General features: G+C 65.8%; 14 protein-coding genes and 1 tRNA gene. 5 read left to right on the top strand and 10 right to left on the bottom strand.

Annotated features, from left to right (window positions below; genetic code table 11):
• Positions 1–120: 120 nt before the first annotated feature.
• The 4 genes from DY467_RS06990 to DY467_RS06975 form a co-directional block, all read right to left on the bottom strand.
• Positions 121–759: an ATP-dependent Clp protease proteolytic subunit gene (locus DY467_RS06990; RefSeq protein WP_107344854.1), complete on the bottom strand. Its 639-nt coding sequence runs from the start codon at positions 757–759 to the stop codon at positions 121–123.
• 315 nt (positions 760–1074) lie between these two features.
• Positions 1075–2433, bottom strand: a complete 1359-nt coding sequence (gene tig / locus DY467_RS06985) for a trigger factor (protein WP_107344855.1) — start codon at positions 2431–2433, stop codon at positions 1075–1077.
• Between the two features lie 148 nt (positions 2434–2581).
• Positions 2582–2666 (bottom strand) — tRNA-Leu (locus tag DY467_RS06980).
• Between the two features lie 168 nt (positions 2667–2834).
• The gene (locus DY467_RS06975; protein ID WP_246701478.1) at positions 2835–3185 is read right to left on the bottom strand and encodes a MarR family transcriptional regulator; all 351 of its coding nucleotides are present in this window, start codon (positions 3183–3185) and stop codon (positions 2835–2837) included.
• A 128-nt stretch (positions 3186–3313) separates the two neighbouring features.
• Between DY467_RS06975 and DY467_RS06970 the strand changes: the two genes are divergently transcribed.
• The gene (locus tag DY467_RS06970) at positions 3314–4636 is read left to right on the top strand and encodes a multicopper oxidase family protein (protein WP_164634847.1); all 1323 of its coding nucleotides are present in this window, start codon (positions 3314–3316) and stop codon (positions 4634–4636) included.
• A gap of 49 nt (positions 4637–4685) precedes the next feature.
• Here DY467_RS06970 and DY467_RS06965 read toward each other — a convergent pair whose 3' ends face one another.
• A complete protein-coding gene (locus tag DY467_RS06965; RefSeq protein ID WP_164634846.1) occupies positions 4686–6185 on the bottom strand; it encodes an NAD(P)H-hydrate dehydratase in 1500 nt (499 codons plus the stop codon).
• 412 nt (positions 6186–6597) lie between these two features.
• Between DY467_RS06965 and DY467_RS06960 the strand changes: the two genes are divergently transcribed.
• From DY467_RS06960 to DY467_RS06945, 4 genes are all read left to right on the top strand, one after another.
• Positions 6598–6936 (top strand): P-II family nitrogen regulator, encoded by a 339-nt coding sequence (locus tag DY467_RS06960; RefSeq protein ID WP_011158515.1) that lies wholly within the window; start codon positions 6598–6600, stop codon positions 6934–6936.
• Positions 6937–7025: 89 nt separating this feature from the next.
• Complete coding sequence (gene glnA, locus DY467_RS06955) at positions 7026–8435, top strand: type I glutamate--ammonia ligase (protein ID WP_107344859.1); 1410 nt, start codon at positions 7026–7028, stop codon at positions 8433–8435.
• Between the two features lie 308 nt (positions 8436–8743).
• A complete protein-coding gene (locus DY467_RS06950) occupies positions 8744–9502 on the top strand; it encodes a CerR family C-terminal domain-containing protein (RefSeq protein ID WP_164634844.1) in 759 nt (252 codons plus the stop codon).
• Positions 9499–10110, top strand: coding sequence for a hypothetical protein (locus DY467_RS06945; protein ID WP_164634842.1), 612 nt, complete (start codon positions 9499–9501; stop codon positions 10108–10110). Before DY467_RS06950 ends, DY467_RS06945 begins: the two co-directional genes overlap by 4 nt.
• 189 nt (positions 10111–10299) lie before the next feature.
• Here DY467_RS06945 and DY467_RS06940 read toward each other — a convergent pair whose 3' ends face one another.
• From DY467_RS06940 to DY467_RS06920, 5 genes are all read right to left on the bottom strand, one after another.
• Positions 10300–11583, bottom strand: a complete 1284-nt coding sequence (locus DY467_RS06940; RefSeq protein WP_164634840.1) for an adenosylmethionine--8-amino-7-oxononanoate transaminase — start codon at positions 11581–11583, stop codon at positions 10300–10302.
• On the bottom strand, positions 11580–12218 hold the full coding sequence (bioD, locus tag DY467_RS06935) for a dethiobiotin synthase (protein WP_164634839.1): 639 nt from the start codon (positions 12216–12218) through the stop codon (positions 11580–11582). The genes DY467_RS06940 and bioD overlap by 4 nt, the downstream gene beginning before the upstream one ends.
• Complete coding sequence (locus DY467_RS06930) at positions 12215–13345, bottom strand: 8-amino-7-oxononanoate synthase (RefSeq protein ID WP_164634837.1); 1131 nt, start codon at positions 13343–13345, stop codon at positions 12215–12217. Before DY467_RS06930 ends, bioD begins: the two co-directional genes overlap by 4 nt.
• A 136-nt stretch (positions 13346–13481) precedes the next feature.
• Positions 13482–14045, bottom strand: a complete 564-nt coding sequence (locus DY467_RS06925) for a hypothetical protein (RefSeq protein WP_164634835.1) — start codon at positions 14043–14045, stop codon at positions 13482–13484.
• A gap of 87 nt (positions 14046–14132) precedes the next feature.
• The gene (locus DY467_RS06920) at positions 14133–15563 is read right to left on the bottom strand and encodes an amidase (RefSeq protein ID WP_164634833.1); all 1431 of its coding nucleotides are present in this window, start codon (positions 15561–15563) and stop codon (positions 14133–14135) included.
• Between the last annotated feature and the right edge of the window lie 154 nt (positions 15564–15717).

Below are 15717 nucleotides of genomic sequence, written 5' to 3'. Positions count from 1 at the left end.
CGCTGAAATCAACGCAGCGTTGCGCCATTGTCACGCGGGAGCTCGGCACGAAAGCGGAACATTGGGGCTTTCCTGTGAGAATCCCGAGGGCGGAATGCCCGACCTCGGGACGCTCGCGGCTCAGCCAGCCTTCGGGGCCGGCGCGGGATCCTCGGGGCGCTTGTCGATCACCTTGTCGACGATACCGAATTCCCGGGCCATCTCGGCGGTCAGGAACTTGTCGCGCTCCAGCGCATCCTCGATCGCCTTGTAGGTCTGACCGGTGTGATGCACGTAGATCTCGTTGAGCCGCTTCTTCAGGTTCAGAATCTCCTGGGCGTGCAGCATGATGTCGGTCGCCTGGCCCTGGAAGCCGCCGGACGGCTGATGCACCATGATGCGCGCGTTCGGCAGCGAGAACCGCATGTCCTTGTGGCCGGCGGCGAGCAGCAGCGAACCCATCGACGCGGCCTGACCGGTGCACAGCGTCGAGACCGGCGGGCGGATGAACTGCATGGTGTCGTAGATCGCCAGGCCCGATGTCACCACCCCGCCCGGCGAGTTGATGTACATCGAAATTTCCTTCTTCGGATTTTCCGCTTCGAGGAAAAGAAGCTGCGCGACGATCAGCGTCGACATGCCGTCTTCGACCGGGCCGGTGACGAAGATGATCCGCTCTTTCAGGAGGCGCGAGAAGATGTCGTAGGCTCGTTCGCCGCGGTTGGTCTGCTCGACCACCATCGGCACGAGGTTCATGTAGGTTTCCACCGGATCGCGCATAAATCACCTGAGGGTTGTCGTAGGCGACAGCTCGCGGGAGCGACAAAAAAACGGCTCCGCCGCAGGCGTTCGCCCCGTGATGCAGGACGTGAAGCGAGGTCACAGATATGAGCCGATTGCGCGGCGACAAGGGTGGGCCCCGTTTCCACCCGTGAGTTGATACCGATTCGGCCAATCCCGGCAAAACCGACGAACGGCTTTTCGCCGCCACCAAGCCGGCTTTCACGCCGCATCGTTAACGGTGCCTGACGACGCAAAACGGCCGCCGTGACGGTGTCACGGCGGCCGCAGCGATGATTCTTGAGACGATGCGGATCAGGCCGCGGTCTTGTCGTCTTCGTCCTTGTAGAGCTCCTCACGGGTGACCGGCTTCTCGGTCACGTTGGCGAGCTCCAGGATGAAGTCGACCACCTTGTCTTCGTAAATCGGGGCGCGGAGCTGGGCCAGCGCTTCCGGATTGGACCGGTAGAAGTCCCAGACTTCCTTCTCGCGGCCCGGCATCTGACGGGCACGCTCGATCACCGCGCGGCTGACTTCGTCGTCGGTGACCTGGATCTTGTTCTTCTCGCCGATCTCCGACAGCACCAAGCCCAGGCGGACGCGGCGGTCGGCGATCTTGCGATACTCTTCCTTCGCGGCGTCTTCAGTGGTGTTCTCGTCGGCGAAGGTCTTGCCGGTCGACTGCATCTCGGCGTTGATCGAACGCCACATCACCTCGAACTCCTGCTCGATCAGCGACGGCGGAGCATCGAACTTGTGGGCTTCGTCGAGGCGGTCGAGCAGCTGACGCTTGACCTTGAGCCGCGAAGCGCCGGCGTATTCGGCGGCGAGACGGGCCTTGGCGGCTTCCTTCAGCTTGTCGAGCGACTCCAGGCCGAGGGTCTTGGCGAATTCGTCGTCGATCGTGGTCTCCTGCGGAGCCTCGAGCTTGGTCGCCGTGGTCTCGAACTCAGCCGGCTTACCGGCCAGCGTCTCGCTGGCGTAGTTGGTCGGGAACGTCACCTTGATGGTGCGGGTCTCGCCGACCGCGATGCCGACGAGCTGATCCTCGAAGCCCGGAATGAAGGACGCCGAGCCGATCACCACCGGGATGTCCTCGCCGGTGCCGCCGTCGAACGCGACGCCGTCGATCGTGCCCTTGAACGAGACGGTGACGCGGTCGCCGGTCTCGGCCTTGGCGCCTTCGGCCTTGTCGGCGTAAGCGCGGTTGGCGTCGGCGATGCGCTTGATCGCTTCATCGACGTCGGAATCGGCAACCTCGACCACCGGCTTCTCGACCGAGAAGCTCTTGAAGTCGGCCAGTTCGATCGCCGGAACGACTTCAATCGCCACGGTGTAGTTGAGATCGGACTTGCCCTCGAGGATGTCCTCGATCTCCTTCTGGTCCTGCGGCATGGTGATCTTCGGCTCGGTGGCGAGCCGGAAACCACGCTCGGAGAAGATGCCGTCATTGGTGTCGCGGACCAGCTTGTCGATGGTCTCGGCGGCGACCGAACGGCCGTAGACGCGCTTCAGGTGAGCGGTCGGCACCTTGCCCGGACGAAAGCCGTTGAGGCGCACCTTGTCCTTCAGATCGGCGAGCTTCTCGTCGATCTTGGCGTCGATGTCCGCAGCCGGGACATTGACCTGGAATTCGCGCTTCAATCCGTCGGCAACGGTTTCCTTGACCTGCATGGCGTCAATCTTCTTCTCTTGGCTCCGGCCGAAGGACCGGAAATGGTCGAACTGTACGATGCGGCCTCGCGGCCTGCACCATCGGGTTGGCGGACATCCGTCCTGGCGGACGGCCCTCCGAAAATCGTCATGAGCAAAAGCACTTGCGTGGTGCGGGCGGAGGGACTCGAACCCCCACAACTTTCGTCACTGGAACCTAAATCCAGCGCGTCTACCAATTCCGCCACGCCCGCGAAGAGCATCATGTCCGGCCGCGATGCCGCGGGCGGCGGCTTATAGCATGACATATAGGGCCCGCATCAAGAGAAACCCGCAGCTTTTACCAACCGCGGCGGGCCGTCGCAGATCGGCGACGCTTGCTGTGAGCCGGCGCGGGTTACGCGCCCAAACCGCCTCTCCGCTCAGCCGCCGGGGGTCATCAATGACTGTACGCGGGCATAGAGATCGTTGCCGCGACCGACCAGATACTGACCTTTCAGGCGGTAATCGCCCGGTACGCCTCGGATATCGACGATCGACAGCCCGGCGCGATCCTGGTGGCCGCGTTCGGACATTAGCGCGCAGATTCGCGAAATCGTGCCGTCCTTGAGGCCTGTGCGATCGGAGAGCTCGCGCTGGGTGATGCCGGGCTTACCCCCAATCTGCAGCAACACAAGGATCTGGTTGGCGGTGATTTCGGGGTGAATCTCCCGAAACGCGTCGAGAATAAGAGAGAGTCGTTCGAGCCAACCGGCATCTTCGGTCGTCGTCATGATGGAGAAGGCAGCCTCGTCATGCAGCTAATGGGAACTCAGTCTTAGGGGCCGAATCTCGGACGCCTCAAGCCTCACGTTGTCGCAGACCGCTGGACAGCGCGCGGCGAACGTGGTCCGCATCACGCATGACCGAACAGCCGCCTGCCCTGTCCCGCCGCACCGTGCTCGCCGGCCTTGGCGCCGTAGCGGCCGCGCCAGCGCTGCCGATCCAGGCCGCGGCTGCACCGGCACGCAAGACACTGATGCTCCGCGCCGCGATGGGCTCGGCCGTGCTGAAGCCGGGCGCGGCTGCGGTGGCGCGGCCGGTCTTGAGCCTCGAGGGCCCGCCGCTGCTGCGCGGCGACGAGGTCGCGGTGCAATTCGACAACAAGCTCGCCGAGCCGGCGCTGCTGACGCTGCGCGGCCTCGGCGGCGCCGGTGCGGCGGAGCCACTGGTGAAGATGCAGCCGGTCCCGCCCGGCGGCAGCGACAGCTTCCTGCTCGCGTTACGGTCGGCCGGCACCCTGCTCGCCGATTTGCGGCTTGCCGCCGACGCCGGACCGGCGCCGATGCCGGCGCTGCCGCTGATCGTCACCGAGCCCGAGCCGCCGCAGGCCGACGGCGATCAGGTGGTGCTGATCGAGGACTATCGCCTCGGCGACGACGGCAAGCCGCGCCCCGCAGGCGTCGATGCCGGCGCGACGCCGTGGCTGTACACGGTCAACGGCAAGCCATCGGCGGAGTTTACCGTCCGGACCAATGGCCGATTTAGATTCCGCTTCATCAACGCCTGCCAACGCAATGTGATCGCGCTCAAAATCGAGGATCACAACGTCTGGGTGATGGCCCTCGACAGCCAGCCGGCAGAGCCGTTCCTGGCCCGCGGCGGCGCGCTGGTGATCGCGCCGGGCGGCCGCGTCGATGCGCTGATCGACACCCCAAAGGCCGCCGGATCGCGGGCGGCGATCACCCTGCACGATGGCGGCAAGCCGACCGAGCTCGGCAAGCTGGTCTATGCCGGCGATCCGCCGCTCCGCCCGGCGCCGCTGCCGCAGCCGGCGCCGCTGCCGGCCAACGGCCTGCCCAGCCAACTGCCGCTCGGCGGCGCGCTGCGAGCCGAGCTGCTGCTCGGCGCCCTGGTCAACGCGCAGCTCGATTGGTTCGCGCCGGACAAGTTCAACCCGGCGGCCGGCCCGGCATTTCAGGTCAAGCGCGGCCGCACCGTGGTGCTGGCGCTGACCAACCACGCCACCATGCCGATGGTGTTTCACCTGCACGGCCATCACTTCCGGCTGCTCGACCGGCTCGATGACGGCTGGAAGCCGTTCTGGCTCGATACGCTGGCGATCGACGCCGGCCAGACCCAGCGCATCGCCTTTGCGGCGGAGTATCCCGGGCTGTGGCTGATCGAGTCCTACGCGGCGAAATGGTCGGAGCCGCGGCTGGTGCGGAGCTATCTCGTCACCTGAGAGTCCGGTTCCAAGCCACGGCGGAATCGAGACTCTTTTTCGGAACCGCTCAGTACTCGATGCCGAGCGTGTCATAGACCCGGCGGTGCACCGCCGGCAGGGTTTCGGTCAGATCCTCGGCGATCAGGCCCGGGCCGGCCTCGCACGCCGCCTCGCCGTGCATCCACACGCCGATACAGGCGGCCTCGAACGCCGGCACGCGCTGCGCCAGCAGACCGGTGATGATCCCGGTCAGCACGTCGCCGGAGCCGGCGGTTGCCAGCCACGGCGGCGCATTGGCAGCGATCGCCGCCCGGCCGTCCGGCGACGCCACCACCGTATCGGCGCCCTTGAGCAGCACCACGGCACCGGAGCGCTGCGCCGCTACACGGACTCGTTCAAGCTTCGAGCGAAGTGGATTTTTGTTGCTCATATCGCTGAACAGACGGGGAAATTCGCCTTCGTGGGGCGTCAGCACCACCTGCGGGTTGCTGGTCAATTTGATCGCCTCGAACAATTCCTCCGGATGCCCGGCGAAGCTGGTCAGCGCGTCGGCGTCGAGCACCACCGCGGCACCGGCCGCCAGCGCCGCCAGCACCTTGCCGCGGGTCTCGTCGCCAATCCCCGCGCCCGGCCCGATCCCGATGGCGTTGAAGCGGCGGTCGGCCAGCATCGTGCCGAGCTCATCCGGCGTATCCACCGGCCGCACCATCACCGCAGTCAGAGCCGCCGCATTCACGGCCAGCGCGTCGCGGGGCGATGCCACGGTCACCAGACCGGCCCCGGCGCGGAGCGCGCCCCGCGCAGCAAGCCGCGCCGCCCCGGTCTGCGACAGCTCACCCGACACCACCACCGCGTGGCCGCGGCCGTATTTGTGGCCGTCGGCACGCGGAACCGGAAAGTCCGGCAGCCACAAATCGGGATCGTTTTCGAACGCCTGCGGGCGGATTTCGCCCAGCACACCGGGCTCGATGCCGATATCGACCAGCCGGACCTGACCGCAGTGCAGCCGGCCCGGCAGCAGCAAGTGGCCGATCTTGCGGCGGAAGAAGGTGACGGTCTCACGCGCCCGGATCGCCACGCCCATCACCGCGCCGGTGGCGCCGTTGATGCCGCTCGGAAGGTCGACGGCCAGCACCGGCACGCCGCTATGGTTCACCGCCTCGATCACCTCGAGCGCCTGATCCTTCACCGGCCGATTGAGGCCGGAGCCGAACAGCGCATCGATGATCAGCGCCGGCGAGCCGATCGACTGGGTGAGGAACGGCAGCAGCGGCCCCTTCCACTCCCGCGCCGCCAGCGCCGCATCGCCCTTTAGCGCTTCGCGTTCGCCGAGCAGCATCACGTGCACGGTGCGGCCGAGTGCAACTAATTCGGTCGCGGCAATCAGCCCATCGCCGCCGTTGTTGCCGGGACCGGCGATCACCAGGATCGGTCCCTCCTCGGCCAAGTCGATCGCGACCTGGGCGACGTGGCGGCCGGCATGCAGCATCAGCGCGAAGCCCGACGATCCGCCTGCGATCGTCAACAGGTCGGCGCGGTCCATTTCAGCGGGCGTCAACAGTTCCATGCCCAATTCCCGGTACAGTCGCCTGCAGCGAAGGCAGCATCAACGGTGCGAGACCGGACAAAACCTTCAAATGCACAATCGATAGGCTGATTGCTGAACAATTGATCAGGCAAAGCCCATTTTGCATCCGCTCAGTGAACGCTGCGGGCGATTAATATCCTGATAAAGCTTCATAATCGGCCGGTGCGCAAATTGGCACGGACCCTGCTTTTACGGAAGCCAGTTTCGATCCCTCGCGCTCGCCTCTTTGAGGCGGGGTCTGCGCGACCGTTTTCCGAGTTCCGGCCTGGCGGGATTTGGGAATGGTGTTGCTCACCCAGTCGGCCGCGGTGTTATCGATCAACTGCGCAGCGTCGCGCAATCTGGCATACACATGCCGACTCACGACGTGGGAAGTCCGGGGAGAGTGTAAGTGAAGAAGATCGAAGCCATCATCAAGCCGTTCAAGCTCGACGAGGTCAAAGAAGCGCTGCAGGAAGTCGGATTGCAGGGGATCACGGTCACGGAAGCCAAGGGCTTCGGCCGGCAGAAGGGCCACGCCGAATTGTATCGCGGCGCGGAATACATCGTCGACTTCCTGCCCAAGGTGAAGATCGAGATCGTGATCGCCGACGACCTGGTCGAGAAAGCGATCGACGCCATCCGGCGCGCCGCCCAGACCGGCCGCATCGGCGACGGCAAGATTTTCGTTTCCAACATTGAAGAAGCCATCCGCATCAGGACGGGCGAATCCGGACTGGACGCCATCTAAGCACCCGGCCTATCAACCCTCGCCTGATCGCATCACCTGGCGGCCGATCCGGCCGCCATTTCACGACGACCCGTAGCAAAGGGGTACTCATGACGACCGCTAAAGAAGTCCTGAAATCCATCAAGGACAACGACGTGAAATACGTCGATCTGCGTTTCACCGATCCGCGCGGCAAGTGGCAGCATGTCACTTTCGACGTGTCGATGATCGACGAGGACATCTTCTCCGAAGGCACCATGTTCGACGGTTCTTCGATCGCAGGTTGGAAGGCGATCAATGAGTCCGACATGACCCTGATGCCGGATCCGTCGACCGCGACGATCGACCCGTTCTTCGCAGAGACCACCATGGTGATCACCTGCGACATTCTCGAGCCGTCGACCGGCGAGCCCTACAACCGCGATCCGCGCGGCATCGCCAAGAAGGCGGAAGCCCAGGTCAAGGCGCTCGGCATCGGCGACTCCGTGTTCGTCGGCCCCGAAGCCGAGTTCTTCGTGTTCGACGACGTGCGCTATTCGGCGACCCCGTACAACACCGGCTTCAAGCTCGACTCGTCGGAACTGCCGACCAATTCGGACACCGAGTACGAAGGCGGCAACCTCGGCCACCGCATCCGCACCAAGGCCGGTTACTTCCCGGTTCCGCCGCAGGATTCCGTGCAGGACATGCGCTCGGAAATGCTCGGCGCGATGGCCAAGATGGGCGTCAAGGTCGAGAAGCATCACCACGAAGTCGCTTCGGCCCAGCACGAGCTCGGCATGAAGTTCGACACCCTGACCCACATGGCCGACCAGATGCAGATCTACAAGTACTGCATCCATCAGGTCGCCCACATCTACGGCAAGACCGCGACCTTCATGCCGAAGCCGGTGTACGGCGACAACGGCTCGGGCATGCACGTGCACCAGTCGATCTGGAAGGACGGCAAGCCGACCTTCGCCGGCAACAAGTACGCCGACCTGTCGGAAACCTGCCTCCACTACATCGGCGGCATCATCAAGCACGCCAAGGCGATCAACGCGTTCACCAACCCGTCGACCAACTCCTACAAGCGTCTGGTCCCGGGCTATGAAGCGCCGGTGCTGCTGGCCTACTCGGCCCGCAACCGCTCGGCCTCGTGCCGCATCCCCTACACCACCTCGCCGAAGGCCAAGCGCGTCGAAGTCCGCTTCCCGGACCCGATGGCCAACCCGTATCTCGCCTTCGCGGCGATGCTGATGGCCGGCCTCGACGGCATCAAGAACAAGATCGATCCGGGTCCGGCGATGGACAAGGATCTGTACGACCTGCCGAAGGAAGAGCTGAAGCAGATCCCGACCGTTTGCGGCAGCCTGCGTGAAGCGCTCGAGAACCTCGACAAGGATCGCGCCTTCCTCAAGGCCGGCGGCGTGTTCGATGACGACTTCATCGACGCCTTCATCGAGCTGAAGATGACCGAAGTTGCGCGGTTCGAAATGACCCCGCACCCGGTCGAGTTCGAGATGTACTACTCGTACTAATCGCTTCCGCGATACCAGTTAGGGAAAGGCGCTCCTCGCGGGGCGCCTTTTTCTTTTGGATGATGGCGCTTCATCAAACACAGAACCGCTCTCACAACGCCGTGCCGCGGCAGGAACCCTGGACGACCTCGTCGTAGGGACTCGGGCTCGACCATCTCGAACCAGGCGCACAAGTGGTGCGTCCGCGTGAAAACATGAAGGCCCCCTATGCCTGCGACAGCGCCATCGCGCGCGGGCGCGCACGATTGATCCAGCGCAAAGTCTCATTCATTCGAATGAATTAAACAGATGCCAATGAGGCGTCGACGATGAAGTCCAACGGCCACACCGCCCTGCTCCGGCCCGCGCTCGGCACGCAAAGCCACGATACGCGGGCCCGGATGATCGAGGCGGCGATCGAGGTGTTCGGCTCGGTCGGCTACCACGGCGCCACCACCCGCCAGCTCGCCGAGCGGGCGAAAGTCAATCAGGCGGCGATCCCGTATCATTTCGGCGGCAAGCGCGAGCTGTATCTCGCCGCGGCGCAAGCGATCGCCGACTACATGCGATCACGGATCGAGCCGCTGATCGACCAGCTGCGCACGGCCAGCGCCGATCCCGCCCGCCACATCGACGCGGTGGTGATGCGCTTCTTCCAGTTCATCGCCGGCGACGAGGAGCCTGAGGCCTGGACGGTGTTCTTCGTCCGCTGCGAGCGCGACGCCGACGATGCCTTCCGCATCATCTATTACCAGTCGGTCGCGCGGTTTCAGGCCGCGTTGATCGCCGAAGTGGCCGCCGCCACCGGACGTTCGCCGGACGACGAGGACCTGAAGGTCCGGGTCGCGATCGTGCTCGGCGCGATCTCCAACTTCCGCACCATGCGCAACGTCATGCTGAGTTCACTCGGCTGGGACACATTCGACGCCGAGCGAAAACGGACCGTCGAGACGGCCGTCCGGCGGCTGGCGCTGGCCGAACTGCTCGGCATCGGCGCAGGCGCCACGTCCGTCGTCCATCCCCCGCTCGGCTCCGCGTTCGGAGCCCAACCATCCCCCAGGCCTGACTTCAAAAGGAGGCTGCCATGACCAAGCCCGATCTCACCCAAGCCTATCTGGAATGGACCAAGCAGAAACTCGACGAGTCCGCCGCGACGATCGCCAAGATCGAGGAAGCGGCCGCCAAGCTCGGCGATGCTTCGAGCGCCAAGGCGCAGGAAGCGCTCGCCCAGCTCCGCACCGCGCGTGACGCCTTCCAGACGCAAGTCAACGCGCTGCAGGCCGATCTCGGCGCCTCCAAGCAGGTGACCGACGCCGCGCTGTCGGCGGTCTCGGCACAGTGGAACGAGGTCGAACTGGCGTTCCAGAAATTCCTCGGCACCGCCGGCGATCAGGCCGGACTGGTCAAGGATGCACTCGCCGCCCGCGCCGAAGCACAGCGGCAGTCGTTCCTGTCGTCGCTGGAGACGATCCAGACCGGCACCGCCGCAGCGCTCGAACAGGGCCGCAAGGAAATGGAATCCCAGCTCCGCCGCTGGACCGAAGAAACCGAAAAGACGCTCGGCCCGAAGCTGACTCAATTGTCGGCGGCCGGCGACGAGACCTGGAACGCGCTGAAGGTCGGCCTCGATGAGACCGCCGCGGTGTACGAGAAGACCTGGGCCCGGATCTCGCAGGCGTTCACCCCGAAGAAGTAACAGCAGACAGTCTGCTCTCCCCCCTCGCCTCGAGTGCTTCATCGATCAGCTGAAGCATAGCGCCAACGACGCACGGGCTCCTCATCCTGAGGAGCCCGGCGGAGCCGGGCGTCTCGAAGGATGAAGGCACCGCACGGGCTCGCGGCACATGGTTCGAGACGGCGCTTCGCGCCTCCTCACCATGAGGTCTTAGAGCGAGCTTACGTCGCAGCTACGCGCCAGCACCTCGGGCGCCGCAGCAATCGCCTCATACACCGCCTCGATCTCCGCCTCCGTGCTGCAATAGGGCGGCATCAGATAAATGGTGTTGCCGAGCGGACGGACCAACAGACCGCGAGCGATGAAGTACGCGTACAGCCGCGGCCCGACGTCGGCGAGATAGCCGCCGTCGCCGACCTGAAGATCGACCGCCGCGATGGTGCCGATCTGCCGGACGTTGGCGAAGCGCGTGTCGTCGCGAAAACGATCGAGCGCACCGGCGTGAACTGCGGCGAGATCGTCGATCCGCTGCCGCACCGGCTCGCTCCCCCACACCTGAAGATTAGCCAGCGCCGCGGCGCAGGCGATCGGATTGGCGGTGTAGGAGCTGGAGTGAAAGAACGTCTTGCGCCGGTCGGTCGAAAAATGCGCGTCGAAGATCTCGCGCCGGCACATCGTCACTGCGAGCGGCACCGAGCCGCCGGTCAGTCCCTTGGAGTAGCAGGCGATGTCGGGCACGACGTTCGCCTGTTCGCACGCGAACAGCGTGCCGGTGCGGCCCCAGCCGGTCATGACCTCGTCGGCGATCAGCAGCACGCCGTGCGCCTTGCAGATCCGCGCCATCTCGGCCAGCACCCACGGCGGATAGATCAGCATCCCGCCGGCCCCGAGCACCAGCGGCTCCACGATCAGCGCCGCCACCGCCTCGGCACGGCACGCCTGCTCGAGCGCGTCGAGCGTCGCCTGCTCGGCTCCCGCGCGCGGAAACGGCAGCCGGCTGACGTCGAACAGCAGCGGATCGTAGGGCGCGTTGAACACGCCTCGTTCGCCGACCGACATGCCGCCGATCGTGTCGCCGTGATACGCGCCCTCCAGCGCCAGGATGCGCCGCCGGCTTTCACCGGAATGCAGCCAATAGCCGAGCGCCATCTTCAAACCGACCTCGACCGAGGTCGAGCCGCTGTCGGAGTAGAACACGTGCGTCAGCTCGGGCGGCGTGATCTCGACCAGGCGCTGCGCAAGCTGTTCGGCCGGTGGATGGGTGAAGCCGGCGAAGATGATCTGATCGAGCTGATCGGCCTGCTGCTTGATCGCCGAGATGATCGCCGGATGGCGATGGCCATGCGTCACCACCCACCACGAACTGATCGCATCGAAGATCCGCCGTCCGTCATCGGCTTGAAGCCAGGCGCCCTCGCTGTGCACGATCGTCGGGGTTTCACCCTGCACCGCATGCTGGGTGAACGGATGCCAGACCGGCGAGGTGTGGCTCATGGCGCGTCTCCAACAAAGTCCCGCGGATCGAACGCCGCCGCGAAGGCAGCGCGCAGCGCGGCCGCCTCCAGCGACGCCAGCCGCGGCAGGCGGCCGAGCCGGCGGGTGCGGCCGAGCTCGGTGATGATCTGCTCGGAGTCGGCGTTTTCCTCGCCGAGGAAGGCGACGCCGAGCAGCGGAATGTCGCGCGCCCGGATCGCTTCGATCGACAGCAGCGTGTGGTTGATCGTGCCGAGCGAAGTGCGGGCACACAGCACCAACGGCGCTTTCCAGCGGGCGAACACGTCGATGTAAGTCACCTCGCGCGTCAGCGGCACCATCAGTCCGCCGGCGCCTTCCACGACCAGCGGACGCGGCACCGCAGGCAGTTCTAGCGCATTGTAATCGATGCTGACGCCGTCGATCGCCGCGGCGAGATGCGGCGAAGCCGGCGTCTTCAGCCGGTAGCGCTCCGGCAGGATGCGATCTGCGGCAAGTCCCGACAGCCGCTGCACAGCGCAGGCGTCGGTCTCGTCTTCGAGGCCGGACTGCACCGGCTTCCAATAGCTGGCATCCAGCGCGCCGGCGAGCGCGGCGGCAAACACGGTCTTGCCGATCCCGGTGTCGGTGCCGGTGACGATGATCCGCGCGCTCATGCCGCCGCCCTCATGTCTTCGGCGAGCGCCGCGAACAGCGAGGCGATCACGTCTTCCGACAGATTGGCGCTGAGCGCGATGCGCAGCCGCGCAGTGCCTTCGGGCACCGTCGGCGGCCGGATCGCGCGGACATCGAAGCCGCGCCGCTGCAGCGATGCCGCCAGCGCCACCGCGGTGGCGTTGGCGCCGACGATGATCGGCAGGATGTGCGAGCCGGACGAGGTGATGCCGCAGCGCTGCTTCAGCTCGCGATCCGCGAACGCGACCAGCGACGCGAGCCGCTCCCGCCGCTCCGGCCGGTTGCGGCTGATGTCGAGCGCCGCCCGCGTTACCGCAGCGATCAGCGGCGACGGCGCGGTGGCAAAGATGAACGGCCGCGCCCGGTTGACCAGGAAGTCGCGCACGATCTTCGGGCCGAGCACGAAGCCGCCCATGGTGCCGAGCGCCTTGCCGCAGGTATGCAGCGTGATCACGTTGGTTCGGCCCTCGAATGAGGCAGCCAGCCCCCGCCCCTCCGGTCCGCAGACGCCGGTAGCATGCGCCTCGTCGATCACCAGGATGGCGTCGTGCCGATCCGCCACCGCGACCAGCTCGTCGAGCCGCGGGCTGTCGCCATCCATGCTGTATACGCTTTCGACCGCGATCAAGGCGCGGCCACGACCACCGCCTGCTCGCCATTGCCGCAGCCGCTTATCGAAGGCGTCGATGTCGCTATGCGGCACGCTTTCACAGGTCGCGCGGCCACGCCGCATGCCTTCGTGCACGCTGGCGTGGATCAGTTCGTCGTAAAGCACGAGGTCGCCGCGCTGCGGCAGCGTCGCGAAGATCGCATGGTTGGCGCTGAAGCCGCCACCGAGATACAGCGCACTCTCCGCACCGAAGTAATCGGCCGCTTCCGCTTCGAGCGCTTCGTGCTCTTCGTGATTACCACGCAGCAAGCGCGAACCGCCGGCTCCGACCGGCACGCCGCGCGCGATCGCATCGGCGGCGGCTTGGCGGAGTTCGTCGGACTCGGCGAGGCCGAGGTAATCGTTGGACGTGAAGTCGACGCCGGCGCGCGGCTGGAGCTTGCGTCGCCGCCCCGCATCCGCAAGTGAACGCAGGTCGGCTTCAAGGCTCTGGTACATTGATCTAGTCCTGGTGGTGCGGCAGCTTGCCGCAGAGCGGGCGCTGCCGTCGTTTGACCGCCGCAGGTGGTGGATTATGCGGCGCACGGGCGGCCGCAGGCGGTGGGACCACAGGCCGGCTCAGCGCGGCCCTTGCTTAGCGCGCGTCGTCGAGCTCGTCACTGTCCTCGTCATAGCCCCGCTCCGACGGGCCCATCACGATCTCGTGGCGCAGTGCCTCGAACCGGCGCCGGGTCTCCTGGTCGCGGGCCTCGATGAAGGCGATGGCGTCGGCACGCGACATCGGCCCGCTGGAAATCGGATGCACGCTGGCGCCGATGGTCTCGTCGACGAAATAACCACGATCGTCGCGGCGCATGCGCCATTTGAAGCGGAGCGCATCCAGCGGCCCCGGGCCCTCGCGCGTATAGTGTTCGAGATCGTCGTCGCCGTCGTCGGGCTCCGGCGCCGCTGCGGAGGCGGCCTCGTCGGTCGCCTTCACCGGGTCAGCGACGGACTCGGAGTCGGAGGCATCGCTGTCAGATATCGCCTCGGCCGCAACAGGCTCGTCGCCCTGCGCGTCGGCATCGGACGACGGCGGGACAGAGGGCGAGCCCTCCTCCGGCACCACTTCGTCTCGCGCCTCCGCCTTGGCGTCGGGCTTTTCGAAGATGCTCGCGATCGCCGCAAGCGCTTCATCGGTCGGGTCGTTGGCAGTCAATACAAAGCTCCTCTAGTCGGCCTGAAGACAACACCAAGGCCGAACACGTCAACGCAGACAATGGTCGCTGGTTTCTATTTTGTGTGGCTATGTCGAGGCACAGACCGGTGGACGCCGAGTTTTCCACGGCCGTTCACGCTCCAGCTGCGCAGCAAGACGCAACAGCGTGGCTTCGTCACCGAACCGGCCTGCGAACATCAGGCCGATCGGCAGGCCGCTCGCACTCCAGGCCAGCGGCACCGACATCGACGGTTGTCCGGACATATTAGACAGGCTCGTGCCCGGAATATACCGACGCAGCGTCGGGCTGATCCCGGAAAGGTCATGCGCCATGGTATCGATCTCGCCGATCCGCAGCGGCAGTGTGCAAAGTGTCGGCGACACAAACACATCGACGTTGGCGAAGAAATCAGCCATCGCGCGTGAGATCTGGAACGCGGCGAGCTGCGCCGCGCAATAATCGACACCGCTCGCTTTGCGTGCATTGGCGGCCGACGCCAGCGTCAGCACTTCGAAGTCGCGCTCGGTCATGGCGCGGCCGACTGTCTGTTCGGCGAGCTGCACCGCAAGGCCGGTGTTGCAGGCAACGATGGTGGCGATCACTTGCGCCGGATCGGCAGGTAGCACCGGCGCGCGTTCTTCGACATGGTGACCGAGGCCTTCGAGTAACCTTGCGGTATCACGCACCGCCGCCGCGACTTCCGGATCGATCGCATCGCCATAGGTCGAGCGGTCGGTGAACGCGATCCGCAGCCGCCCCGGTTCACGCGCGACTTCCTCAGCGAACGGACGCTCGGGCGGCGGCGCAACGTAAGGGCTCGATGGCTCCGGGCCGTGCAGCGCATCGAGCATCGCCGCACTATCACGGACACTGATACTTACGACGTGACCGCAGGCGAAGCCGCCCCAGCCCTCACCGCGATCCGGCCCGATTGGATTGCGTGCCCGCGTCGGCTTCAGCCCGAACACGCCGCAGGCGGAGGCCGGAATCCGGATCGAGCCGCCGCCGTCGCTGGCATGCGCCACCGGCAGGATGCGCGCGGCGACGGCCGCCGCAGCACCGCCCGACGAGCCGCCCGAGGAGTGATCAATATTCCACGGATTGCGGGTCGGCCCATGCAGCCGCGACTCCGTGGTCGGCATCAGGCCGAATTCCGGGCTGGCGCTCTTGCCGAAGATCGTCACGCCGGCAGCGAGAAACCGTCCCGCCAGCGTGCCGGTGTGGGGCGCGACGAAATCCTTGTAGAGGCTGGCGCCGAAAGTGGTGCGCGTGCCGGCGAGCAGATCGAGATCCTTCAACAGAAACGGCACGCCGGTGAACGGCCCCTGTGGCAGGCCGGCTTCGATCTGCTTGCGCGCGTAGTCGTCGTGCCGCACCACCACCGCATTCAGCTCGGGATCGAGCGCATCGGTCCGCGCGATCGCTTCGTCGAGCAATTCGGCAGGGGTGACCTGCTTACTGCGGACCAGTTCGGCGAGCCCGACGCCGTCGTAATCGCCGTACTCCTTGAACGCCATGATGGACCTCTCCCCGAATCTTGTTTTGGTGATGATGCAATGATCTTTGAGGCGGCATTGCGAGCGAAGCGACGAAGCAATCCAATCTCGGACTTGCGGCCCTGGATTGCTTCGCGGAGCCTGTGCTCGGACGGCGCGGAGCGCCGATCCGGGT

Source organism: Rhodopseudomonas sp. BR0G17, assembly GCF_010907025.1.
GTDB lineage: Bacteria > Pseudomonadota > Alphaproteobacteria > Rhizobiales > Xanthobacteraceae > Rhodopseudomonas > Rhodopseudomonas palustris_H.
The sequence above is the reverse complement of the archived record's forward strand: the minus strand, read 5'-3'. Positions and strand labels throughout refer to the sequence as shown.